Source organism: Azospirillum sp. UENF 312511 (genome assembly GCF_058780635.1).
The window spans coordinates 1605800-1630223 of sequence record NZ_JBSNCG010000001.1; the positions used below are offsets into that span (position 1 = coordinate 1605800).

Consider the following 24424-nt stretch of genomic DNA (forward strand, 5'->3'; position numbering starts at 1 on the left):
GATCCGTCCGTCCGGAGGCTGAGGGATGGCCCACTCGCGGCGCGCCCGGGTCCTGCGGGCTTTGCGACGGCTGCTGCTGCTGGCGATGCTGGGCGGGCTGGCGTGGCTCGGCGGGCTGTTCTGGTTCGCCGCGTCGATCCCCCGCACCCCGCCGCCGCCCGGCAGCGCCGAGGCCACCCGCAACACCGACGCCATCGTGGTGCTGACCGGCGGCAGCGGCCGGCTGAGCACAGGGCTGGAGTTGCTGGCCGACGGGCGGGCGCACCGGCTGTTCGTCTCCGGCGTCTACGAGGGGCTGGAGGTGCAGGAGCTGCTGAAGCGCTCCCGCCAGTTCCCCGGCGAGATGGAATGCTGCATCACGCTCGGCTATTCGGCGGACAGCACGATCGGCAACGCCTACGAGACGGCGGACTGGCTGCGCGCGCAGGGCTACGGCTCGATGCGGCTGGTCACCGCCAATTACCACATGATGCGCAGCCTTCTGGAGTTCCGCATGGTGATCCCGGAGGTCGAGGTGGTGCCCCACCCCGTCGCCTCCCCCAACGTGCATCTCAACGACTGGTGGCTGTGGCCGGGCACGGCGAATCTGCTGATGACCGAGTACAACAAGTACATTGTGACGCGCCTTCGCTACACGCTTGAGAAGCTGATCGAATCCTGACAAGTTCCCGGCCATGATCTTCCTGCGTTCCCTCGCCTTCAACGTCGCCTTCTATGTGTGGACGGCGGTCATCTGCGTCGGCATCCTGTGGTCGCTGCTGCTGCCGCGACGCAGCATGATCCGCGTGATCACGTGGTATTTCGGCACCGTCTCGTGGCTGGAGCGCACGCTCGTCGGCATCCGTTACGAGGTGCGCGGGCGCGAGCACGTCCCCCAGAGCGGGTCGTTCCTCCTGGCCGCCAAGCACCAGTCGGCCTGGGAGACGATGAAGCTGCACTTCCTCGTCAACGACCCGGCGATCATCCTGAAGCGCGAGCTCCTGTGGATTCCCATCTGGGGCTGGTACGCCGCCAGATCCCGGATGATCGCCGTCGACCGCGGCGCCAAGGGCCGCGCCGTCGCCTCCATGGTCCGCAACGCCCGCCCGGTGCGGGACGAGGGGCGGCCCATCGTGATCTTCCCGCAGGGAACGCGGGTCGCCGTCGGCGCCTACCGCCCCTACCGGATCGGCGTCGGCGTGCTCTACGACCATCTCGACATCCCCATCGTGCCGATGGCGCTGAACGCCGGCCTCTACTGGGCGCGCAACAGCTTCATCAAGCGGCCGGGCACCATCATCGTGGAATTCCTGCCCCCCATCCCGCCGGGCCTGGGCCGCGCCAAGGCCATGCAGGAACTGGAGGAGCGGCTGGAGGCGGCCACCGACCGGCTGGTCGTCGCCGCGGGCGGCCCAGCGACCGTGCGGCCGAAGGCGGCGGAACCGGCCACCACCGCGGTGAGCGAAACCGCGTCCTGATGCGCCGGGGCGCGGCCATTATCCTCCTCGCTGGTCTTGTGCTGGCGATATCGATGGTGGTGACGACGGACGCCCACGCCCAGTCGCAGCCGAGCGCGGAGCGTTTTTCCAACGCCGCGGTGACCGGGGGCGTCACCATCACCCGCAAGGCCTGCGCCGCGTTGGAGGCGCAGGAAACCGCCGCTTGGGTGGAGGTGGACGGGCGCGGGGAATGCCTGCGCTACTACGCGGCGGGACTGCGCCCCGCCCCCAGCCCCAACCCCATCGCCGCGGCCTGGATGCACGGCGACATCATGGGGACCAAGCCGACCTCCGTCGGCCACCAGGAGGGGCTGGGCGTCGCCGCCATGATCGACCAGGAACGCGCCCTGGCGGAGCGGTTCGGCATCCCCTTCCTGTTCCTCGCCCGGCCCGGCGCCTATGGCAGTTCCGGCCGCTTCTGGACGACGCGCCACACGCCGCGCGAGGCGGCCCTGATGAACGCGCTGCTCGACGTCCTGAAGGCCCGCTACGGCGTGACGGAATGGGCGCTGGGCGGGCACAGCGCCGGCGGCACGCTGACCGCCGAGTTCCTGGCTCGCCGCCATGATCTGCGCTGCGCGGTGATCTCCTCCGGCGCGCCGGCCTACCGCGCCTATCTGGAGGCGCGCGGGCTGCGGACGCTGCTGGCCCGCCCGCAGGGCTGGTTCGACCCCGCCGCATCGCTCGACCGCATCCCGCCCGATCCCGACCGCCGCGTCTTCGTCATCGGCGACCCGCGCGAGACCAACATCCCGTTCGACACCCAGCGCGACTACTTCGACGCCCTGACCGCGCGCGGGCACGCGGCGTGGCTGGTGCCGCTGGAGCGGGCGCCGGCCCCGCGCCACCACAGCCTCGTGGACTTCGGCGAGACCGCTCTCGGCCTGTGCGGGTCCGGCGCCGACAGCGGCCAGATCGTGGCGACGCTCAAGGCGATGCCGGATCAGCGGGAGCGGATCAGCAACTGACGACAGGAACGCAAGTGGCCGGAACGCAAGAGGAACGACCAAGCTGCCCCCACGGTTGACCCCCGGAAGGGCGCCCCCTACTCTTGGACACCGCTGTCGGCGGACCGGAGGTGCGGACCGGCCGCCCGCGCAAGGGGAGGATGCATGACGGGGATCGCCACCATTTCCCAGCGGATCTGGGACATGAAGTACCGCTTCAAGTCCGCCGCGGGCGACCCCATCGACCAGACCATTGCCGACACATGGCGCCGCGTCGCCACGGCGCTCGCCGCGCCCGAGTCCGATCCTCAGGTCTGGGCGCCGCGATTCGAGCGGGCGCTGTCCCGTTTCGAGTTCCTGCCCGCCGGGCGCATCCTGGCCGGAGCCGGCACCGGGCGGACGGTGACGCTGTTCAACTGCTTCGTCATGGGGCGGATCGAGGACGACCTCGGCGCCATCTTCGCCCATCTGCGCGAAGCGGCGCTGACCATGCAGCAGGGCGGCGGCATCGGCTACGACTTCTCCACCCTGCGGCCCAAGGGTGCGCTGGTGAAGGGCGTGGGCGCCGACGCCTCCGGCCCGCTGTCCTTCATGGACGTGTGGGACAGCATGTGCCGCACCATCATGTCGGCGGGCGCCCGGCGCGGCGCGATGATGGCGACCCTGCGCTGCGACCACCCCGACATCGAGGACTTCATCGACGCCAAGCGCGAGCCCGGCCGGCTGCGCATGTTCAACCTGTCGGTCCTGGTCACCGACGCCTTCATGGACGCCGTGCGCGAGGACCGGCCCTGGCCGCTGGTCTTCGACGGGCAGGTCCACCGCGAGGTGCGCGCCCGCGGCTTGTGGGACCGCATCATGCAGGCCACCTACGCCTATGCGGAGCCGGGCGTCATCTTCATCGACCGGGTGAACGGGCAGAACAACCTGAATTATTGCGAATTCATCTCCGCCACCAACCCATGCGTCACCGCCGACAGTTGGGTGCAGACCGCCGATGGGCCGCGCCTTGTGGCGGAGTTGCTGGACCGCCCCTTCACGGCGGTGGTCGACGGTGCTCCCTTCCCGTCGGTGGAAGGGTTCTTCCGCACCGGCAGCAAGCCGGTCCTGCGGATCGTGACCCGGGACGGCTTCACGCTGCGGGCCACCGCCGACCACCTCGTCCGGACCGTCAGCCAGTTGACCCGCGACAGCCGCAAAGAGGAGTGGAAGGGCGTTGGCTCGCTGGTGCCGGGCGATCTGGTCGTCCTCAACGATCACGGCGGCGGGCTGCGATGGGATGGGGCCTACGGCGAGGCGGAAGGCTATCTGACCGGCTTGCTCGTCGGCGACGGCACGCTGAAGGAGGACAAGGCGGTTCTGTCCGTGTGGCCGGGTGAAGCCGTGGCGAACGGCCCGTCCTTGCGGCCCGGTGTCGCCGGGGTGATGGAGGCGGCCCTGGCCGCCGCCCACAGCCTGCCGCACCGCGCCGACTTCGCCGGCTGGGGTCCGGTGCAGGGCCGCGGCGAGCAGCGCATGGCGCTCGGTGCCCTGAAGCGGATCGCCGGCAGTCTGGGAATGACCCCCGGCGACAAGAGGATCACGCCGGCTTTGGAGAGGACGTCCAGCGACTTCTACCGCGGGTTCCTGCGCGGCCTGTTCGACGCGGACGGCACCGTCCTGGGCGACCAAGCGAAGGGCATCAGCGTCCGGCTGGCGCAGAGCGACCTGGACCGGCTGCGGGCGGTGCAACGCATGCTGCTGCGGCTTGGCATCGTCGGCCGCATCTATGAGGAGCGCCGCCCGTCCAGCCTCCGGCTGCTTCCCGACGGCCAAGGCGGACGCAAGCCTTATCAATGCAGCGCCGACCACGAACTCATCATCGCAAAGGACAACCTGGGACGGTTCGCCGAACGCGTCGGTTTCGCCGACCATGAGAAGCAGGCCAAACTGACAGCCGCTTTGAACGCCTACCGCCGCACGCCGAACCGGGAGCGCTTCGTCGCCGAGGTCGCGTCGGTCGAGGAAGAGGGAACCGAAGACGTCTTCGACGTCCGGATTCCCGGAATCCACGCCTTCGATGCCAACGGCATCCTGGTGCACAATTGCGGAGAGCAGCCACTGCCCCCCTATGGGGCCTGCCTGCTCGGCTCGATCAACCTCGCCGCCCTGGTGATCGACCCGTTCGAGGAGACGGCCCGGCTCGACACCGACCGGCTGAAGGAGCTGACGGCGCTCGCCGTGCGGATGATGGACAATGTGGTCGATGCCTCGCGCTTCCCGTTGGAACCGCAGGCGCAGGAGGCCCACGCCAAGCGCCGCATCGGGTTGGGCGTCACCGGGCTGGCCGACGCGCTGATCCTCTGCCGCACGCGCTATGGCGGCGAGGCGGCGGTGGCGCTGACCGAGTCCTGGCTGAGGATCATCCGCAACGAGGCCTACCGCGCCTCCGCCCTGCTCGCCGCGGAGAAGGGCGCCTTCCCGCTCTTCGACCGCGACGCCTATCCGAACGCCCCGATGGTGCGCGGGCTGGACGAGGATGTGCGCGCCCTGATCGCGGAGCATGGCATCCGCAACGCCCTTCTGACCTCCATCGCGCCGACCGGAACGATCTCGCTGTTCGCCGACAACGTGTCGTCGGGGATCGAGCCTGTCTTCTCCTACAGCTATGAGCGCACCGTCCTGATGCCCGACGGCACCCGCCGGACGGAGGAGGTGAGCGACCACGCCTACCGCCTGTTCCGCGCGCGGTTCGGGGACGAGGCCCCCCTGCCCGACTGGTTCGCAGACGCGCAGTCGCTGACCCCGGCGGAGCATGTAGTGATGCAGGCGGCGGCCCAGCGCCATGTGGACAGCTCCATCTCCAAGACCATCAACTGCCCGGAGGACCTGCCCTTCGACGCCTTCAAGGACGTCTATTGGCAGGCCTACGAGCTGGGTTGCAAGGGCTGCACCACCTACCGCCCGAACGCGGTCACCGGTTCCGTCCTGTCGGTGAAGAAGGAGGCCGCCGCCCCGTCCCCGACCCAGGCCGCCGATCCCACCGCGGCTCCAGGCGCCATGGCGTCGTCCAAGCCGCCCGATCGTCCGGAGACCCTGCCGGGCGAGACCTATAAGGTGCGCTGGCCGGACAGCGACCACGCCATGTACATCACCATCAACGACATCGTGGAGAACGGGCGGCGCCGGCCCTTCGAGGTCTTCATCAACTCCAAGAACATGGAGCATTACGCCTGGACCGTGGCGCTGACGCGGATGATCTCCGCGGTCTTCCGCCGCGGCGGCGAGGTCGGCTTCGTGGTGGAGGAATTGAAGGCGGTCTTCGACCCACGCGGCGGCGCCTGGATGCAGGGCCGCTACGTCCCGTCCCTTCTCGCGGCCATCGGTGACGTGATCGAACGGCACCTCAAGGCCATCGGCATGCTGCCGGACGACGGGACCGCCGACGGGACGCCGACCGCGCCACCGTCTGCCGACGCCGCCTCCGGTTCCGCACCGGTGGTCATCGGAACCGAGTCGGCCAATCTCCGGCAATGCCCAAAATGCGGCCAGCCCGGCCTGATCCGGCAGGAAGGCTGCGACAGCTGCCTGAACTGCGGCTATTCAAAATGCGCCTGAGGGCGCTCAGCACCGCGACGGCTCGCCGGAAATCGGCGGCGCCGGCACGCAGGGCGTGTCGCCTCCATTCCGGGTGACGGCCGGCGTCGCCGTGGCGCCGGACAGGAGGTCTTCGATGCCGACCCCCTTCGCGATGGCGATGCCGGGCGCCATCATCAAAGGCACCCAGATCACCGCGGACAGCAGGTTGGCGGTCTGGAAGCTGTGGTGCGGCATCGCCATCATGCCGGCGGTGATCGGCACCACCGGCCGCAGCGGACCGAGGAAGCGGGCAAAGAAGACGCTCTTGCCGCCGTGGCGCAGGAAGAAGCGGCTGCCCCGCTCCAGAAGCTCCGGCCGCTGACGGAACGGCCACACAACCGGCACCCGATCGCCGAACACCCGGCCAAGCCAGTAGGACACGGCGTCGCCCAGCACCGCGCCCAGTGCGAGGGCGACGTAGACCTGCCAGAAGCCGAGGGCGCCGGAGGCGACCAGCGCGCCTCCCGCGGCGATCAGCACCACGCCCGGCACCACGAACCCGACGAAGGCCAGGGACTCCGCGAAGGCGCACAGGAAGAAGATCACCTCCGCCCAGGAGGCGTTCGCTTCGATGAAGGCGCTCCAACGCTCCATGCCGTCGATCAGCATGTTCCTTGCTGCGTCGTTCATTCAGGTTCCCTGTGAGGCGGCTCGTTGGAGCGGACTGTGCCACAGATCGGCAGCGCCGTGCAGATCGATGGAACCCCCATCCCGCCCCGCCGCACAGGGATCAGGGCACAGCCTGAAGCCACTCGGCCAGCATCCTTTGTCCGGCCTCGCGCAATTCCGGGCCGATCCCCGCCGCTTGACCGCGCAGCACGCGCGGGTCGATGCCGGCCCCGGCCAACTCGGCAGCATGGCCCGTCAGCCATCGCTCGATGCCGGCGGCCACATCGACCTCCGGATGGAATTGCAGGGCCAGCGTGTGGCGGCCAACCGAAAACCCCTGGGTTGCGCAGAGCGGCGTCGACGCCAAGCTCTCGGCCCCGTCGGGGATCTGGAAGGCGTCCCCATGCCAGTGAAGCACCGGAACGCCCTCCAGATGGCGAAGCGGCCCGACCCGTCCGGCATCGGTCAGTGTGAGCGGCCCGAAGCCGATTTCCTTGTGGCCCATGGAGCGCACCGCCGCGCCGAGCGCCTTGGCGATCTGCTGCGCCCCGAGACAGATGCCGAGCGTCGGGCGCCCCGCGGCCAGCCTTGCCGCCAGGAGCGTAGATTCCTCGGCGAGATACGGATAGGCGTCGCTTTCATAGACCCCGACGGGACCGCCAAGGACGATCAGCAAATCCGGCTCCAGCGGATCGAGCAGCGCAAAAGGCGCCGCGTCGAGATCATGATAGCGGACCGAATAGCCGGCCTCCGACAGCACCGCGCCGAAGATGCCAAGGTCTTCAAAATGGACGTGCCGGATCGCCAGTGCCGTTTTGTGCATGGGTCGCCTCCCGCTCCCGCGCCGGGAACGTCGTGGATTGGTCGGCTCTCGGATACCAGACGAATGGCTCGCTGTGCCCAGCCATTTTTCGGCAATGGTCCAGACCAATTCTCCTTGTTCCGGAGGCCCGCCGAATTTACGGCTTCGTCGCCGCGCGGAACGTCGTCTCCAGCTTTCTGACCGCGGTCTCGATTTCAAAAGGCGTGTAGGCCGCGAAGCCCATCAGGAAGCCCGCCTTGCCGTCACCTGCAGCGTGCAGCGCCGACAGGCCGAGCAGTTCGATCCCGGCCCGCCGCGCCGCATCGACGGCGGCGCGCTCCGTAAGGTCGCCGGTCAGCAGGCAGGGCATCTGCAGCCCGCCGATGGGAACCTGCGGCTCGACGAAGTCCGACAGGTGTCTGCGGACGAGACCCGCCAGCGCGTCGAGGCGCTCGGCATAGACGCCGCGCATCGTCCGGACATGCGCCCCGAAATGCCCGCCTTCCATGAAGCGGGCCAGCGTGAGTTGCGCCATCGGCGCCGTGTGGCCATCCAGCAGGGTGCGCGCGACGGTCATCGGCTTCACGAGCGACGGCGGCAGCACGGCATAGCCGATCCGCAATCCGGGAAAGAGCGATTTGGTGAAGGTGCCGATGTAGATGGTCCGGCCATGCGGATCGAGCCCCTGCACGCAGGCCGTCGGCTTACCCGCGTAGCGGAACTCGCTGTCGTAGTCGTCCTCGATGATCCAGGCCTGATGCCGGGCCGCCCACTCGATCAGGGCCAGACGGCGGTCCAGCGCCAGCGTCGCGCCGGTCGGGAACTGGTGGGACGGCGTCAGGAACACCGCCTTCGCCCGCTGCGGCTCGGCCAGGATGTGATCGACGACGATGCCCTGCCGGTCGACGCGGACCGGAACGCAGTCCAGCCCCGCCGCCTCGAACGCCTTGCGCGCCCCATAATAGGCCGGGTCCTCCAGGAAAATCCCGTCGCCGGGGTCGAACAGAAGGGTCGCGCACAGCGACATCGCCTGTTGCGAACTGGTCAGCACCAGAACGCGGTCGGCGGTGGCGCGCGCGCCGCGTTCGAGGTTCACATAGTCGGCGATGGCGCGGCGAAGCGGCTCGGTCCCCTGCGGATCGCCGTGGAACAGGCTTTGCGCGCCGACCTCCTTGCGCATCTGCCGTTCCAGCCGTTCCCAGAGCGCGAGCGGAAAGGTCCGGGTTTCCGGAACGCCATGGGCGAAAGGCCGCGGTGCCGCCATCTCGCGCACGCCGCCCCCCTCGAACACGGCGGCCCCGCGCCGGCTGAGGGCCGGTGCCGGATCGCTCGGAATCGTGTCGCGCCGGGACCGGCGCCGGCCGGGGGTGAACTCGGTGATCTCCGCGACGAAGCTGCCGCTGCCGACGCGCCGGTCGATGAAACCTTCGGCGTGAAGCTGGGCGTAGGCCGCCTCGATCGTGTCGCGCGACACCCCCAGCGAGGCGGCGAGCGCGCGCGAGGCGGGCAGTGGCTTGCCCGGCCCAAGCGCGCCGTCGACGATGAGCTGCCGGACGGCCCGCTGAATCCGTGCGTGGAGCGGCATGGCCGCGTGGGCGGGGTTGGCGATCCACGCCTTCACGGACTCGAGCTGGGAATGCCGGAACAATTGGTCTGGCCTTCTTCGATAAAGCGGATGGGCACATCAGGCCATTGGTCGGGTAGTTGTCAAGGCCGCTCATCGCCCTTGCGGCTCGAACCGTCCGGAGGTCCCGCGCAACCATGCCACCCAATTCGTCCCCCATCCGCCTCAACGACCTCACCCACCCCGTCGTGGCGGGCCTGATCTCCGTCATCGTCAATTACGGCGGCACCTTCATCCTGGTCTTCCAGGCGGCGAAGGTCGCGGGCCTCAGCCCCGACCTCACCGCCTCCTGGGTCTGGTCGGTCTCCATCGGCGTCGGGCTGACCGGGCTGTTCCTGAGCTGGCGCCATCGCGAGCCGATCATCACCGCCTGGTCCACCCCGGCCGCGGCGTTCCTCGTCACCGCGCTGGCGACGACACCCTACGCCGAGGCGGTCGGCGCCTACATGATCTCGGCGGCGGCCTTCGTCGCGCTCGGCCTGTCGGGCTGCTTCGAGAAGGTCATCCGGCTGATCCCGCCCGGCATCGCCTCCGGCCTTCTCGCCGGCATCCTGCTCCCCTTCGGCATCGGGGCCTTCGGCGGGGCCAGCGTCGACCCGCTGCTGGTCGGGCTGCTGATCGTCGCCTATGTCGCGCTGAAGCGGTTCTCCGCCCGCTACGCCGTGGTCGGCATCCTCGTCCTCGGGCTGGCCTTCCTGCTGACTCAGGGCCGCGTCGATCTGTCGGGGCTGTCGCTGGAGTTCGCCGCCCCGGTCTTCACCACGCCGGACTTCTCGCTGAACGCGCTGCTGTCGGTCGCTCTGCCGCTGTTCCTGATCACGCTGTCCGGCCAGTACATGCCGGGGATGCTGGTCCTGCGGAACGACGGCTTCAAGACCAGCGCCAACCCCATCGTGACGGTGACCGGCCTCGGCTCGCTGCTCATGGCCCCGTTCGGCTCCCACGCCTTCAACATCGCCGCCATCACCGCCGCCATCGCGACCGGCAAGGAGGCGCACGAGGACCCGTCCAAGCGCTGGATCGCCGGGATCGCCGCGGGCGTCTTCTACGTGCTCGTCGGCGTGTTCGGGGTGACGCTGGCCGCCGTCTTCATGGCGTTTCCCACAACCTTCATCACCGCGCTCGCCGGTCTGGCGCTGCTCGGCACCATCGGCGGCAGCCTGGCCGGGGCGATGGCCGACCCGGCGTCCCGCGAGGCGGCGCTGATCACCTTCCTGGCGTCTGCCGCGAACATCAAGCTGCTCGGCATCGGCGGGGCGTTCTGGGGCCTGCTGATCGGCCTCGTCGCCCATCTCGTCCTCAACGGGCGCCTGCGCCTGCCGGGCCGCGCGCGCCGTGGCTTGGCGGTGACCGAGGGGGCCGCCCCTTAATCACCCTATCGGCTATCCCCGGGACGATCGCTCGATCCCGGGGATCGCTGCGACCGTTTCCGCCAGGAACTCTACCAGCAGCCGGACCCGCGCGATGCCGGCCCGTTCCGGGACGATCAGCAGGTTGAGCGGCACGGCGGGCGGCGCGTGGTCGGGCAGGAGAACCTCCAGGCGGCCGTCGGAAAGCAGGTCGTCCACCAGCCAGACATGGGCCGGGCCGATGCCGCGGCCGGCGAGGTAGGCTTCGCGCGCGGCCAGCCCGTGATCGACCCGCAGCCGTCCCCCGAGCGAAACGGCGTGAAGGCCGCCGTCCGGCCCTTCGAGCGTCAGCCGGTCGCTCCCCGCGATGTTCGACATGCGCACGCCGTCGAACCCCGCGAGGTCGGCCGGCGTCGTCGGCCGGCCGTGCCGCTCCAGACAGGCCGGCGCCCCGACAAGCACGCGCCGGCTCGACCCGAGCGCTCGCCGTTTCAGGGAGCTGTCGGTGAGCGGGCCGAGGCGGATGGCGATGTCCACGCCGTCGCGCACGAGGTCGATGCGCTCGTCGGTCAGGCCGAGATCGACGGCGATGTCCGGGTGGCGGTCCTGGAAGGCGAAGATCAGCCGGCTGATGTGCCGGACGCCGAGCGCCGCCGTGCAGGACACGCGCACCGTTCCGGCCGAGGCGCGGCCGGTGTCGCGTGCCTCGTCGCCCGCCTGTTCGACGAGGCGCAAAATCTGGACGGCGTTGGCGTAGTAGCGCTCGCCCTCCGCGGTCAGCGCGACGCGCCGCGTGGTGCGGCTGAACAGGGCGACACCCAGCGCCTCCTCCAGCTCGCGGATGTGCCGGGTGACGCTGGATTGCCCGATGGCCATCTCGCGCGCCACCGCCGACAGGCTTCCCCGTTCGGCGACGCGGACGAAGGTCCGCATGCGGTCCAACGTGACGTTGGCGGCTGTGGCGCTCGATTGATCCATTTTACGGCAGAGTTCTATCCATTCACCTTGTCTACCGGATCAATCTCCACCGGCTTAGCGTGAGGCGCAAGCGTTTCAAGCGAACAGGTGCCTGTGATGAACGTGCTGATCGTCTTCGCCCACCCCGACCCCCGCTCCCTCAACGCCGCCCTGCGCGACGCCGCCGTCGCGGAACTGGAGGCGCAGGGCCATACGGTGAGGGTCTCCGACCTCTACGCCATGAACTGGAAGACCACGGTGGACCACGCCGACTTCCCCAGCCTCGGCGAGGGGGAGCGCCTGAAGGTGGCCGCCGCCTCCGGCGCCGCCTTCGCCGCCGACGCGCTGACCGACGATGTGAAGGCCGAGCAGGAGAAGCTGCTGTGGGCCGACACGCTGATCCTTCAATTCCCGCTCTGGTGGTTCACCATGCCGGCGATCCTCAAGGGCTGGGTTGACCGCGTCTACGCCTACGGCCTCGCCTATGGCGTCGGCGAGCACAGCGACCGCCGCTGGGGCGACCGCTATGGCGAGGGCCGCTTCGCCGGCAAGCGCGCCATGCTCGTGGTGACGACGGGCGGCTGGGCCGAGCATTACGCGCCGCGCGGCATCAACGGCCCGATCGACGACCTGCTGTTCCCGATCAACCACGGCATCCTGCATTACCCCGGCTACGACGTGCTGCCGCCCTTCGTCGCCTACCGGGTGGACCGCTTCGACGAAGCCGGCTTCACGCGGGCGGCGGAGGGCTTGCGGGAGCGGATGCGGACGCTGGAGACGACGGCGCCGATCCCGTTCCGCCGCCAGAACGGCGGCGATTACGCCATCCCCAGCCTCGAACTCCGCTCGGAGTTGGAAGCCCCCGGCGCGTCGGGCTTCGCCCTGCACCGAACCTGAAAGGGGTCCTACAGCCGGATCAGGACGACGCCGAGGATCAGGGAGGCGGCGCCGGCCAGCCGGGTCGGGCTTATCGGCTGCTGCGGCAGGCCGAGCAGACCGACATGATCGAAGGCGAGGGAGCCGAGCATCTGGCCGACCACGATCAGCGCCAGCACCGTCGCCGCCCCCAGGCGGGGCACCATCAGGATGGCGGTCCCGATGAACAGCGCGCCGAACAGCCCGCCGGTCCAGGTGACCCACGACCCCACCCCGCCCACCGCTTCGGCGAGGCGGGGTCCGGGTGCGAGGAGTGCCACCGCCAGCATCGCCAGCATGCCGACGACGTAGCTGACGAAGCCCGCCCACCAGGGCGAGCCGAGGTCGGCCCTGAGGTTGGCGTTGAGGACCTGTTGCAACGCGACGCTGACCCCGGCGCCGACCACCAGGAGGTACGAGACGGCGGACACTGCGATGGACATGCCATGCTCCCAAGCTTGCCTGTGGCCGCGCCGCCGGACCGTGTCCGTGCGGCGCTCTCGGGCGGATGGGTAGCAGGCGGAGCGGCGGCGGTCTGGTACGGATGTGACCTATCCGGCGCGGTAGCGGCCCGGAGTCACGCCGAAGGCACGGCGGAAGCAGCGCCCTAGATGGCTCTGGTCGGTGAATCCGGTGTCCGCCGCGACCGCGGCGATGGACTCCCCGGCGCGGAGCAGCAACCGCGCCTCGTTCAGCCGCTCCTGAAGCCCGAAGGCATGGGGCGGCACGCCGTGGTGCTTGCGGAACCGGCGGGAATAACCCTCGCGGCTCATCCCGGCGCGGCGGGCCGCCTCGCCGACGCTGTCCCACGCGTCGCAACCGGTGAACGCGGATGCGGGCTCCACCCCGGTCCCGATGGGGCGGCGGTGATCCTCGGCGATCCGCGTCAGGTCGGCCCAGCCCAACCCGCCCATCCTCCGCCAGTGCCCGGCCAGCCCGGCAATCGCCTCCGGCGCGGCGTACAGGCCGGGCGGCGTGTAGAGGTTGACGCAGACGACCTCGTCCGCCCCGCACAGCGAGCGGTGCGGCGTTCCCGCCGGGATGTGCACACCCTCGCCGGGACCGGCCTCGCGCAGGTCGCCCGCGATGACGAAGCGCCGCCGCCCCGCCAGGACGAAAGTCAGTTGATCCTCGCGATGGAAATGCACCGGCAGGGCGACGTCGAGGCCGCGCACCGTCCCCAGCTCGACGATCCCGCTGCCGCCCCCGCTGCCGATGGGGCGCCAATAGTCCCAAACCTGCGGCGGACGCCCCATGGCGGCGACCCTTCCCATGACACTGTTTTCGGATTGCGATTTTCGCATGGCGCCGATCTGGACTCCATCGCAGCGCGCATCCTGTGGCATAAGAGCCCCCGCCACGCCATGGGAACAACGCCGCAGGAACGCAGCCGCACATGATCCGCTTCGACAACATCAGCAAGCAGAATGGTCACCGAATCCTCTTCCTCGAAGCATCGGCGGCGTTGAACCGGGGCGAAAAGATCGGGCTGGTCGGTCCCAACGGGGCGGGCAAGACGACGCTGTTCCGCATGATCACCGGCGAGGATTTGCCGGACACCGGTCAGGTAGCGATCGAGAAGCAGGCGACCATCGGCTACTTCAACCAGGACGTCGGCGAGATGTCCGGCCGCTCCGCCGTCGCCGAGGTGATGGACGGTGCCGGCCCGGTCAGCACCGTCGCCGCCGAGCTGGCCGAGCTGGAAGCCGCCATGGCCGACCCCGACCGCGCCGACGAGATGGACGCCATCATCGAGCGCTACGGCGAGGTCCAGGCCCGCTTCGACGAGCTGGGCGGCTACGAGCTGGAGGGCAAGGCGCGCGAGGTGCTCGCCGGCCTCAGCTTCAGTCAGGAAATGATGGACATGGACGTCGGCATGCTGTCCGGCGGCTGGAAGATGCGCGTGGCGCTGGCCCGCATCCTGCTGATGCGGCCCGAGGTCATGCTGCTCGACGAACCGAGCAACCATCTGGACATCGAAAGCCTGATCTGGCTGGAAGGCTTCCTGAAGGGCTTCGAGGGCGCCCTGCTGATGACCTCGCACGACCGCGAGTTCATGAACCGCATCGTCAACAAGATCATCGAGATCGACAGCGGGTCGCTGACCAGCTACTCCGGCGACTACGGCTTCTACGAGCGCCAGCGGGCGCTGCGCGAGAAGCAGCAGGAGGCCCAGTTCGAGCGCCAGCAGGCCATGCTGGCCAAGGAGCTGAAGTTCATCGAGCGCTTCAAGGCCCGCGCCTCGCACGCCAGCCAAGTCCAGAGCCGGGTGAAGAAGCTCGACAAGATCGAGCGGTTCGAGCCGCCCAAGCGCCGCCAGATCGTGACGTTCGACTTCCCGCCGGCCCCGCGCTCCGGCGACGACGTCGCGGTGCTGAAGAATGTGCACAAGGGCTACGGCAGCCGGACCATCTACGAGGGGCTGGACCTGACGATCCGCCGCAAGGAGCGCTGGTGCGTCATGGGCGTCAACGGCGCCGGCAAATCGACGCTGCTGAAGCTGGTGGCCGGCGCGACCGAGCCGGACAACGGCACCGTCATGGTCGGCGGCAGCGTGCGCATGGGTTATTTCTCCCAGCACGCCATGGACCTGCTCGACGGCGACAAGACCATCTTCGAATCGCTGGAGACCTCCTTCCCGCAGGCGAGCCAGGGAGCGTTGCGCGCTCTGGCCGGCTGCTTCGGCTTCTCCGGCGACGATGTGGAGAAGAAGTGCCGCGTCCTGTCCGGCGGCGAGAAGGCCCGGCTGGTCATGGCGATCATGCTGTTCAACCCGCCCAACTTCCTGGTGCTGGACGAACCGACCAACCACCTCGACCTCGACACCAAGCAGATGCTGATCTCGGCGCTGGGCGCCTATGAGGGCACCATGCTGTTCGTCTCGCACGACCGGCATTTCCTGGCCGCCCTGTCGAACCGGGTGCTGGAGCTGACTCCGGAGGGCATCCACCAGTATGGCGGCGGCTACACCGAGTATGTGGCAAGCACCGGGCAGGAAGCGCCGGGCATCCACTGACTCCAGCCCGGACGGGGCGGGAACGCGTGCGCTGCAACAAGCATCTTGCGCGGCCAGCCCCCTCCATGGAAACTCGTGCCCGTGTCGTTCGGGCTGGGTTGCGCAACCATGGAGATTTTGGAATGGCTGGGTACGACAACGCCGACGGCCCCGCGGGGCTGGTCATCCGCCTGATCGACACCGCGGTGAAGGCCCTGGACGAGATGTCCGACGCCGCGGGCGAAATCGCGCCGGACGTCGGCACTCTGACGGACACGCTGGTCGCCGCCCAGCGCATCGCCGACCGCGCGTCGCAGGATCTGCAGCGCCTGTCCCAGAAGCTGGCCGCCCAGTAGCGGCCGAAGCGGTGCGGCGCCGCAGCGCCGCACCGATCCTCCTTTACCGACGCTGCCCGGCGGTGAAGGTGAAGTTGTCGAAGCTGTTCTCGGCGACGCGGAACCACAGGAATTCCTCGTCGCGGAACTTCTTCCACGGCTCGTAGATCTTGGCGAACTTCGGGTTGTTCTTGGCCGTCTCGTCGTACAGCTCATAGGCCGCCTTGTAGCAGGCTTCCATCACCTCGCGCGGGAAGGGACGGAGCTGGGCGCCGCCGGCCACCAGACGCTTCAGCGCGGCGGGGTTGTCGGCGTCGTACTTGGCGTTCATGATCGCCAGCGCCTCGAAGCAGGCCGCTTCCAGGGCCGCCTGATAGGGCTTCGGCAGCTCTTCCCACTTCTGCTGGTTGACCAGAAGCGACACGTTCAGGCCGCCTTCCCACCAGCCGGGATAGTAGTAATACTTGGCGACCTTGTTGAAGCCGAGCTTCTCGTCGTCGTAGGGGCCGATCCACTCGGCGGCGTCGATGGTGCCCTTTTCCAGCGACGGGTAGATGTCGCCTCCGGCGATCTGCTGCGGCACGACGCCCAGCTTGGTCAGCACCTGACCGGCGAAGCCGCCGATGCGGAACTTCAGGCCGCTCAGGTCCTGGACCGTCTTGATCTCCTTGCGGAACCAGCCGCCCATCTGGGTGCCGGTGTTGCCCGCCGGGAAATTGACGACGTTGTAGCCCTTGAAGAACTCGCGCAGCAGCTCCATGCCGCCGCCCTGGAGAATCCAGGCGTTCTGCTGGCGGGCGTTCAGGCCGAACGGCACCGTCGCGTCGAAGGTGAAGGTCGGGTCCTTGCCGACATAGTAGTAGCTGGCGGTGTGGCCGCACTCGACCGTACCGTTCTGCACGGCGTCGAGAACCTGGAGGCCGGGGACGATCTCACCGGCGGCGAAGGGCCGGATCGTGAACTTGTTGTCGGTGATGGCGGCGACGCGGCGCGAAATCACGTCGGCCGCGCCGTAGATGGTGTCCAGGCTCTTCGGGAAGCTGGAGGCGAGGCGCCAATGCACTTCCGGCGTGCTCTGGGCGATGGCCGGAGCGGCAAGGGTGCTGGCCGCGACGCCGACACCGGCGCTGGCAAGGAATGAACGGCGTTTCATACGGGAAGTCCCCTCCTGTTCTTTTGTTCAGGAACGAACCTATCAGCGTCTTTCGAGGCCCCGCAAAAGGTTAGCCGTGCAATGGGCGAATGGCTTCCCCGACGAAATATGTCGTGACAAATGGTCCGTGGTTGAAACTGTTGATTACGACACCGCCAACCGGTGGTCGCGAAAGCGCCCATACGTGTAATGGGCGGCGCAGCCCCCTTCCGCCGACACCATGCAGGAGCCCATCGGGTTCTCCGGCGTGCAGACGGTGCCGAACAGCTTGCAATCGCTGGGCTTCTTCACCCCGCGCAGGATGTCGCCGCACTCGCAGCCCTTGTGATCGGGCACCGCGCGGCCCGGCACGGCGAAGCGCCGCTCCGCGTCGAAGGCGGCGAATTCCTCCTTCAACCGCAGGCCGCTGTCGGGAAGCGAGCCGAGGCCCCGCCATTCGAAGCCGGATCGCACGTCGAAGGTGTCGGCGACGAGCCGCTGGGCCTTCCAGTTGCCCTCCGGGGTCACCGCGCGGGTGAACTGGTTCTCCACCACCGCCCGCCCCTCGTTCACCTGACGGATCAGCATCAGGATGGCCTGGAGCACATCCAGCGGTTCGAACCCGGCGATCACCACCGGCTTGCCGTAGGTTTCCGCCACGAACTCGTAGGGGCGACTGCCGATGACCACGGAGACATGCGCCGGCCCGACGACGCCGTCGAGCGCCAGCGTGCCGAGGTCCCGAACCTCCGGGCTGTCCATGATGCCCCGGATGGCCGCGGGGGTCAGGACGTGGTTGCAGAAGACGCTGAAATTCCTCAGACCCTTGGCCCGGGCGGCGTGGACGGCCACCGCGGTCGGCGGGGTGGTCGTCTCGAAGCCGATGGCGAAGAAGACGACCTCGCGGTCCGGGTTTTCCTCGGCGATGCGCAGCGCGTCCATGGTGGACAGCACCATCCGCACGTCCGCCCCCCCGGCCTTCGCCTTCAGCAGGCTGACCCGCCCCGAGCCCGGCACGCGCAGCACGTCGCCGTAGGTGCACAGGATCACGCCGGGCTGGCGCGCGATGGCGATGGCGTCGTCGATCCGCCCCACCGGCAGGACGCAGACCGGGCAGCCCGGCCCATGGATCATCCGCACATTGTCCGGCAGCAGGTCGGGGATGCCGTAGCGGGACACCGCGTGGGTGTGGCCGCCGCAGAATTCCATCAGGTGATAGGGCCGCCCGGTCGCCGCTTCCCGCGCGATGGCGGCGGCGATGCCGCGGGCCAGCGCCGCGTCCCGGAATTCATCGACGTATTTCATCGCACCCGCCCCTTCCGCCTGCCGTGACGGCATTTGGACAGCGGCGGGAAGGGCTGGCGTTGATGCGGATCAAGAATGGGGCGCGCGGGGGGACGTCGTCACAACGCCCCCGCCGCGCCACACCCTCATATCGATACCCTTACTTCGAAGCGCCCATCACGGGCAGCGACAGCTCCGGCCCGCGCCCCGAATCCTCGATGGCGATGGCGGAGGAGCCGGGGGAGCCCAGCGCCACGCTCACCGGACGCCCGTTGTTGTGGTTCTTCCACATCTCGTAGAGCGCCAGCGCCGCATAGATCTTGGCCTCGCGGCTGGTGTTGTAGAGCCATTCCTGGGTCGGGATGACGCGCAGCGCGCCGTTGCCCGACTGCTCCACCCGCTCCGCGAAGCGGTAGCCGAGCTGGTTGTTGATGCCGGCCAGCAGCCCGTCGAAGCCCGAGGAGATGCGCCCGAACCCGGCGTCCGACGCCGCGGAGGACGCGCCGCCCAGCGTGCTCGGCGTCTGCCGCTTCACGAGGTCGCCGAAGACCCAGCCCTCCTCGCCGGTGCGCATCGAACGCACGCCGATCCAGCTTCCCTCCTGCTTCAGCTCGATCACCTCGTCGCCGCGGGTGACCATGGAGCGGACCGAGGCGTTGTCCGACGGGGCCGCGCGCAGGTTGACCTTCTCGCCGGTCACCGTGTGGATGTCGCCGGGGGCCGCCGCCGCGGGCAGCGCCAGCGCCGCCGCCACGCCGAGCCCGGCCAGGGTTCCGAGGAAAGTCTTCGTCATCCGAGACATGTGCATTCTCCCGCAGAACGCGCGCATCGCGCGCCGTTTCCCCTACAACAGGCAAAGGCGGGGTATGCTCCATGGACAGAGGATGGGCGGGCGAAACTACTCGAAAGACACACGCAGGGGGCTGTCGCCAGCGGGCCAGACGCCACGGTCCACGGCGCGGGCGCCCTCGAAGACCAGCCAGCTCTGCCGCCCGTAATGGGGCAACGGGCGCAGCAGCGCCTGGAGCGCCGCCGCGTCGTCCGCCGCCACCGCCAGCAGTGGACGGCCCTGCGGGGTTCTTGCGGTCCACACCCGCGCCGTGCCGCGACCCTTGAGGCTGTCCGGAGCCGGCGGCAGGCCGAGCCGGGCCAGCAGCCGGTCGACCTCCCCCGCCGTCCCGATCACGGCGAGCGGGGCGGCGGGATCGGAACGTTCAGCCGCGGCAATCCGCGGTTTGCCATCGGCCAGACGCTCGGCCAGCGCACGGGCGGCCTCGGCGGCCGGGCCGTCAGCGGTGGCGATGACGGTGGTGGCCGCGTGGTCCAGCGTCACGTCGCGCAGGGTCGGCGGCGCCTCCCCCGGCGCCAGACGGCGGAACAGGCCGAAGCCGGGATCGACCGCGAGCGCCCGCGGCGGCGCCGCGGTCGGGATCGTCACCGTCTTTTCGCGCCCGTCGAGGCGGATGGTATGGCGCTCCGTCCCCGCCGCGGTTCGCACCTCCACCGGCACGGTCAGGCCATAGGCTTGGTCGCCCTGGCGCAGGGTCAGTGCCACCCCGTCGCCATCGGCTCTCGCTTGCACCAGTTCCAGCGTCGGCGCCCCGACGCGGGTCAGCCATTGTTCGAAGAAGGGTCCGAGGTCCCGCCCCGACGACGCCGCGAAGGCCCGGCGCAGATCGTCCCACCCCGCGTCCTGAAAGCGTTTGTCCTCCCAGAAGCGGCGGATGCCCGCGTCGAAGGCGTCCGCCCCGATCTCGGCGCGCAGCATGTGGAACAGCATCGCCGCCTTGCCGTAGCCGACGATCTGGGCGGCGTCATGGACCTTGGCGCGGAAATCGGTCAGAGCCGAATCGCGCTCCGCCGGCAGGGCGGCGTAATCGCGCAGCCAGTCCAGCCGCATCGCTTGCGCCACATCCTCGCCGCGCGCCTCCGCCGCCGCGTAGTCGGCCATGAAGGTGGTCAGCCCCTCCGACCAGTTGCCGGGCCAGTTGCCGTCCCCGCCGACGCGCACGCCGTTGCCCCACCAGTTGTGCAGGATCTCGTGGGGCAGCGATTGGGCGCGGATGAAGGGCAGCGGCATCACTTGCCGCCCAATGTAGGTCAGGCCGGGGAAGCCCAAACCGACCGGCAGTGGCGCCGACAGGATGGCGAAACCGGCGAAGGGATAGGCGCCGATCCGCGCCGCCTGCTCGTCGATGGTCCGGGCGCTGAGGTCCAGATATTCCTCGGCCAGCGGGGCCTGCTCCGGATGGAAGTAGGTGCGCAGGCGCAAACCATTGTGCATCCGCTCCGTCACCTGCCACGCCCCGGCGAAGAGCGACGGTTCCTCGACGCTGCGGTCCTCGGCGAAGGTCGCGGCGTAGCCCGCACCGTCGCGCGTCTCCTCCACCAGACGTCCGGTCGCCACCGCGACGAAGGGCGCCGGCACCCGGACCGACAGGCGCCAGGACGGTGGAGACTCCGCGTTTTCGGGGGTCGGAATCCAGCCGGTGCCGGCGGGCAGATAGGCGCCCTCCGCCCCACCGCCACCGCCCCGCGACTCCGGCGTCAGGGGCGGCAGGGTCCCGGCGTAGCGCAGGCGAAGCTCCCCGCCGCCCTCCGGCACGGTGACCGGCAGGGCGTTGCCGGTCACCGCGACCGATTTGCCGTCGAGCAGCGCTTCCCCCACCGTCAACCCCGGCGCCAGCATCAGCCGGTGCGTCCCGGCGGGCAAACGCAGCCGGTCCTCAACCTCCAGCCGCCGCGCGGCGGGGTCGAGCGTGACGGTCAGGTCATGATGCAGGCCGGCGGCCCAGCCGGGCGCAGCGGCGAGAATGCCACAAAGGGCGATGAGGAGGGTGCGCATGGCCCAGCAATATAAGGCTTGGGCTGCGCTGCGCCAGCGCTTGCCCCCACCCGCATCACCCCATCCGGGCGCGCACCGCGGTCAGCAGGCTGCACAGCCCGCGGTCGTGGATGCCGATGGCCTCCAGATGGGCGACCGTGTTGGCGAGATAGTCCAGGTTCGGGCCGCGCTCGCCCTGGCAGCAGGCGATGCGCTCGGCCATCGCGGTCTCGTCCATGCAGCCGCAATATTGCCGGTGCCGGCGGTCCACAACAAAGGTGCAGGCGGTGACCGGCGTCCCGCCGTCGCGTGGGCGCACCGGCAGCAGCTTGGGCCGGTAGACGCGGTTCAGCATCTCCCGGTCCCACAGATAATCCAGCGTCTCCGGCACCCGCTCGGCCGCCACGCGGAAGACGATGCCCCGGCAGGAGCCGCCGCGGTCCAGCCCGAGCACCAGACCGGGCCGCTCGGGCGTGCCGCGGTAGCGGTGGGAGGACACGCAGAAACGGCGGTGATAGCCGCCCAGCACCGCCGGATGGCGCTCCAGAAAGGGGAATTCCGGGTTCCACATCAGCGAGCCGTAGGCGAACACCCAGAGGTCGGCGCCGGGCGTCACGACGATGTCGGCGGACCAGGAAGAGGCGGATGATGCCGGACGCTGCGTCGGTGCGGTGACCGGAAGCTCGGCAACAGGCGATTGCGTATCGAGCAGCATGACCCTTAAGTAATGCAGCGTGCGCCGACTGGTGGCGACACGGTGAATGCTAGCACGGCCCCTGGCCGCCCGCTATAAGGTGGGTGCCACAAAACGGAAATGCCACAGATGCGCGTTCGGAAGATCTTGGGCTTCGCCGTTCTCGCCCTGGCCCTGCTGGCCGGCGCCTATTCGGTGTGGTGGTGGCAGGCCGCCGCGGCGGTGGAGCGCGGCGTGCTCGCCTGGATGGACGAGCAGCGGGCGGCGGGCGCGGTGGTAAACCATGGTGGGCTGAGCGTCGGCGGCTATCCCTTCTCCATCCGTGCCGCGCTGGAGGCACCGCACCTCGCCACCCGCGATGTGGAATGGCGGGGCGCCCGGCTGGTGGCCGAGGCACCGCCCTGGAACCACACGCGCATCGCCCTGTCGTTGCCCGGCGAGCAAAGGGCGACGGTGGTGCAGGCGAACCAGCCGCCCTTCACGCTGGTCGCCCACGGCGGCGGCCAGGGGCATGTCGGCCTCACCCTGACCGGCCAGCCGGTCGAGGCGCGACTGGCCTTCACCAACCTCGTGGCGCAGCCCGACGCCCTGCCCGTCCCCATCGCCGCCCTGGACCTGACCGCCACCCAGCCGCCCGAGCCGCCGGCCAGCCACACCGACACCGGCCTGTCCGTCACGCTGGAAGCGCGCGGCGCCACCCTGCCCGACGGCGCGCCGGACTCGCTGGGCCGCGAGGTGCAGCGGCTCCTGCTGACCGCGCGCATCCTCGGCCAACCGCCGAAGCCGGAGCCGGTCAGCCTGTCGGCCTGGAGCCGCGACGGCGGCACGCTCCAGCTCGACGGGCTGAATGTGGATTGGGGACCGCTGAAGCTGGCGATGAACGGCACGCTGGCGCTCGACGCCGCCTTGCAGCCGCAGGCCGCGCTGACCGCCGAAGTGCGTGGGTATCAGGCGGTGCTGGACGCGCTTCAGGGGATGTTCCGGCCCAAGGAGCTGGCGATGGCCCGCACCATGCTGGGCCTGCTGGCCCGCCCCACCGGGCCGAACGGCGAGCCGGTGCTGACCGCCCCGGTCACCGTACAGAACCGCGGGCTGTTCCTGGGGCCGCTGAAGGTCGCGGCGCTGCCGGCGGTGGTCTGGTAGGGCGACGCCCTGCCCCCACCCCGGCCCTCCCCCGCTTTCGCAGGAGAGGGAGATTGGTCCCCTCCCCTGCGCCAGCGGGGGAGGGTTAGGGAGGGGGCAAGACGTCGCGACGCAACTCCCTCACGCCGCCTTCAGCATCCCCTGCATGTCCTCGTAGGACGGCAGATGGTCCAGCTTGCCGACCGCGGACACCGCCATCGGGCCGGCAAAGACGCGGTTGGCCGCCGCCGCCACATCCTCCGGCGTCACGGCGTCGATACGCTCGAAGATCTGCTCGATGGTCCGCACCTCGCCGGTGCGCAGCAGCGTGCGGGCGAAGCGGTCGGCACGGCGCATCGTCGATTCCAGCGACTTGCCGACCGAGAAGCGCATCTGCTCCTTCGACCGCTCCAGTTCCACCGCGGTCACGCCGTCGCGGGCCTTGCGCAGCTCCTCGAAGAAGACCGGCACCAGCTCCGCCACCTCCTCCGGCCCGGTGCCGGCGTAGAAGCTGAGGGCGCCGCCGTCCGCATACTGGATGGGTGCCGCGTAGACCGAGTAGACCAGCCCGCGCTTCTCCCGGATCTCCTGGAACAGGCGCGAGGTCATGCCGCCGCCCAGGATGTTGGCGAGGTGGCGCAACGCATAGCTCGCCGAGTCCTCGGTGCCGACGCCGGGGAAGGCCGCCATGAAATGCACCTGCTCGGCGTCGCGCTTCAGCAGCGCCGCCCCGCCCTTGTTGACGACCGTCTCCTGGAAGGGGTCGTCCTTGGCGGTCAGATGGCCGAACAGCGCCTCCGCCCGGCGCACCACGGTGCCGTGATCGACGTTGCCGGACACCACATAGACCATGCGGCGCGGGTCGTAATGGGACACATAGTCGAACAGATGCTCCCGCCCGAAGCCCGCGACGTTCTCTTTCGGGCCGAGGATCGGGCGGCCCAGCGCCTGCCCGTCGAAGGCGGTGCGGCGCAACGCCTCGTAGACCACGTCCTCCGGCTCGTCGGCGTAGCGGCCGATCTCCTGGATGACGACGCCGCGCTCCTTCTCCACCTCCTCTTCCGGGAAGACGGAGTTGAGGACGATGTCGCCGATGATCTCGCAGGAGACGTCGACGTGCTTGGCCGCCATCTGCGTGTAATAAGCGGTGACGTCGTAGTCCGTGTAGGCGTTGAACTCACCGCCGCGGTTCTCGATCTCCAGCGCGATGCCCAGCGCGTCGCGGCTTTCCGTTCCCTTGAAGATCATGTGCTCCAGGAAGTGGGCGATGCCGTTCACCGCCGGCCGTTCGTTGCGCGCCCCGACGCCGACCCAGACGCCGCTGGTCACCGTGCCGAGATGCGGCAGGTGGTCCGTCAGCACGCGGAATCCGTTGGCGAGGGTGGTCAGTTGGATCGTCACACAGGGTCTCCTGGTTGGGCACGGGATCGCCCGGAACATCGGGGGCGTTGCATTGACGTGGGGCGCCGTCCGCGCAGGAACAACGCTCCGCGGTTTGGGGTCAAGGTCGGGGTGAGGCGCGCCGTCAACCGCGCGGCGGTGCCAAAGCGGCGCTGAGGGCGCGGCGGTTGCGGTGGGCGCGCATCAGCAGCGGCGCCGGAACGTCGCCTGGCACCAGCAGACGCCCGCCCGGCAGCAGCCGTACGCCGTGCCGTTCCAGTTCGCTCAACAGCTCCGCCATGGACCTGCGCATGGTTGTCCTCCACCGGGCAGACTTTCACTGCTCGCATCATGGCGGA

The 24424-nt window shown here is 69.6% G+C and carries 22 protein-coding genes; 9 read left to right on the forward strand and 13 right to left on the reverse strand.

All coding sequences use genetic code 11. From position 1 onward, the window contains the following. Positions 1-25 precede the first annotated feature (25 nt). The 4 genes from ACWPN7_RS07490 to ACWPN7_RS07505 all read left to right on the forward strand — a co-directional run bounded on the left by ACWPN7_RS07490 (position 26) and on the right by ACWPN7_RS07505 (position 6022). Positions 26-661: a YdcF family protein gene (locus ACWPN7_RS07490; protein ID WP_014198281.1), complete on the forward strand. Its 636-nt coding sequence runs from the start codon at positions 26-28 to the stop codon at positions 659-661. A gap of 13 nt (positions 662-674) precedes the next feature. Continuing rightward, a complete protein-coding gene (locus ACWPN7_RS07495) occupies positions 675-1457 on the forward strand; it encodes a lysophospholipid acyltransferase family protein (protein ID WP_456522324.1) in 783 nt (260 codons plus the stop codon). Between the two features lie 53 nt (positions 1458-1510). Then, complete coding sequence (locus tag ACWPN7_RS07500) at positions 1511-2446, forward strand: alpha/beta hydrolase family protein (RefSeq protein ID WP_247874993.1); 936 nt, start codon at positions 1511-1513, stop codon at positions 2444-2446. A gap of 144 nt (positions 2447-2590) precedes the next feature. Next, a complete protein-coding gene (locus ACWPN7_RS07505) occupies positions 2591-6022 on the forward strand; it encodes a ribonucleotide reductase barrel domain-containing protein (protein WP_459197155.1) in 3432 nt (1143 codons plus the stop codon). Positions 6023-6028: 6 nt separating this feature from the next. Here ACWPN7_RS07505 and ACWPN7_RS07510 read toward each other — a convergent pair whose 3' ends face one another. The 3 genes from ACWPN7_RS07510 to pdxR all read right to left on the reverse strand — a co-directional run bounded on the left by ACWPN7_RS07510 (position 6029) and on the right by pdxR (position 9102). Further along, a complete protein-coding gene (locus ACWPN7_RS07510; RefSeq protein ID WP_459197154.1) occupies positions 6029-6673 on the reverse strand; it encodes a DedA family protein in 645 nt (214 codons plus the stop codon). Between the two features lie 100 nt (positions 6674-6773). Beyond that, entirely contained in the window at positions 6774-7475 is a 702-nt protein-coding gene (locus ACWPN7_RS07515) for a glutamine amidotransferase (RefSeq protein WP_459197153.1), read from the reverse strand. A gap of 136 nt (positions 7476-7611) precedes the next feature. Beyond that, the gene (gene pdxR / locus ACWPN7_RS07520) at positions 7612-9102 is read right to left on the reverse strand and encodes a MocR-like pyridoxine biosynthesis transcription factor PdxR (RefSeq protein WP_459197152.1); all 1491 of its coding nucleotides are present in this window, start codon (positions 9100-9102) and stop codon (positions 7612-7614) included. 113 nt (positions 9103-9215) lie between these two features. Here pdxR and ACWPN7_RS07525 point away from each other — a divergent pair, with 113 nt between their 5' ends. Next, positions 9216-10448: a benzoate/H(+) symporter BenE family transporter gene (locus ACWPN7_RS07525; protein ID WP_459197151.1), complete on the forward strand. Its 1233-nt coding sequence runs from the start codon at positions 9216-9218 to the stop codon at positions 10446-10448. A gap of 12 nt (positions 10449-10460) precedes the next feature. Here ACWPN7_RS07525 and ACWPN7_RS07530 read toward each other — a convergent pair whose 3' ends face one another. Continuing rightward, on the reverse strand, positions 10461-11405 hold the full coding sequence (locus ACWPN7_RS07530; RefSeq protein WP_459197150.1) for a LysR family transcriptional regulator: 945 nt from the start codon (positions 11403-11405) through the stop codon (positions 10461-10463). Positions 11406-11501: 96 nt separating this feature from the next. Here ACWPN7_RS07530 and ACWPN7_RS07535 point away from each other — a divergent pair, with 96 nt between their 5' ends. Then, entirely contained in the window at positions 11502-12281 is a 780-nt protein-coding gene (locus ACWPN7_RS07535) for an NAD(P)H-dependent oxidoreductase (protein ID WP_459197149.1), read from the forward strand. Between the two features lie 8 nt (positions 12282-12289). On the opposite strand, the gene ACWPN7_RS07540 is transcribed toward ACWPN7_RS07535, so the two are convergent. Then, positions 12290-12742 carry a DMT family transporter gene (locus ACWPN7_RS07540; protein WP_040135038.1) on the reverse strand — a complete coding sequence of 151 codons (453 nt, stop codon included), beginning with the start codon at positions 12740-12742 and terminating at the stop codon, positions 12290-12292. Between the two features lie 108 nt (positions 12743-12850). After that, positions 12851-13573, reverse strand: coding sequence for a helix-turn-helix domain-containing protein (locus ACWPN7_RS07545; RefSeq protein ID WP_459197148.1), 723 nt, complete (start codon positions 13571-13573; stop codon positions 12851-12853). A gap of 122 nt (positions 13574-13695) precedes the next feature. On the opposite strand from ACWPN7_RS07545, the gene ACWPN7_RS07550 reads away from it, so the two are divergent. Next, positions 13696-15315, forward strand: a complete 1620-nt coding sequence (locus ACWPN7_RS07550) for an ABC-F family ATP-binding cassette domain-containing protein (RefSeq protein ID WP_040135040.1) — start codon at positions 13696-13698, stop codon at positions 15313-15315. Positions 15316-15437: 122 nt separating this feature from the next. Next, positions 15438-15650, forward strand: a complete 213-nt coding sequence (locus ACWPN7_RS07555) for a hypothetical protein (RefSeq protein ID WP_040135042.1) — start codon at positions 15438-15440, stop codon at positions 15648-15650. Positions 15651-15693: 43 nt separating this feature from the next. Here ACWPN7_RS07555 and ACWPN7_RS07560 read toward each other — a convergent pair whose 3' ends face one another. From ACWPN7_RS07560 to ACWPN7_RS07580, 5 genes are all read right to left on the reverse strand, one after another. Next, complete coding sequence (locus ACWPN7_RS07560) at positions 15694-16782, reverse strand: TRAP transporter substrate-binding protein (protein WP_040135044.1); 1089 nt, start codon at positions 16780-16782, stop codon at positions 15694-15696. A 144-nt stretch (positions 16783-16926) separates the two neighbouring features. Next, positions 16927-18066 carry a hydrogenase formation protein HypD gene (hypD, locus tag ACWPN7_RS07565; protein WP_040135047.1) on the reverse strand — a complete coding sequence of 380 codons (1140 nt, stop codon included), beginning with the start codon at positions 18064-18066 and terminating at the stop codon, positions 16927-16929. A 139-nt stretch (positions 18067-18205) separates the two neighbouring features. Next, complete coding sequence (locus tag ACWPN7_RS07570; RefSeq protein WP_492273226.1) at positions 18206-18847, reverse strand: SH3 domain-containing protein; 642 nt, start codon at positions 18845-18847, stop codon at positions 18206-18208. Between the two features lie 96 nt (positions 18848-18943). Continuing rightward, positions 18944-20890, reverse strand: a complete 1947-nt coding sequence (locus ACWPN7_RS07575) for a M1 family metallopeptidase (protein ID WP_492273227.1) — start codon at positions 20888-20890, stop codon at positions 18944-18946. A 55-nt stretch (positions 20891-20945) separates the two neighbouring features. Then, positions 20946-21584, reverse strand: coding sequence for a gamma-glutamylcyclotransferase (locus tag ACWPN7_RS07580; protein ID WP_456522318.1), 639 nt, complete (start codon positions 21582-21584; stop codon positions 20946-20948). 108 nt (positions 21585-21692) lie between these two features. On the opposite strand from ACWPN7_RS07580, the gene ACWPN7_RS07585 reads away from it, so the two are divergent. Beyond that, a complete protein-coding gene (locus ACWPN7_RS07585) occupies positions 21693-22706 on the forward strand; it encodes a DUF2125 domain-containing protein (RefSeq protein ID WP_459197145.1) in 1014 nt (337 codons plus the stop codon). 120 nt (positions 22707-22826) lie between these two features. Here ACWPN7_RS07585 and ACWPN7_RS07590 read toward each other — a convergent pair whose 3' ends face one another. Further along, positions 22827-24086, reverse strand: coding sequence for a M16 family metallopeptidase (locus ACWPN7_RS07590; RefSeq protein WP_103041411.1), 1260 nt, complete (start codon positions 24084-24086; stop codon positions 22827-22829). 124 nt (positions 24087-24210) lie between these two features. Then, positions 24211-24378, reverse strand: coding sequence for a hypothetical protein (locus ACWPN7_RS07595; protein ID WP_175428751.1), 168 nt, complete (start codon positions 24376-24378; stop codon positions 24211-24213). Positions 24379-24424 lie beyond the last annotated feature (46 nt).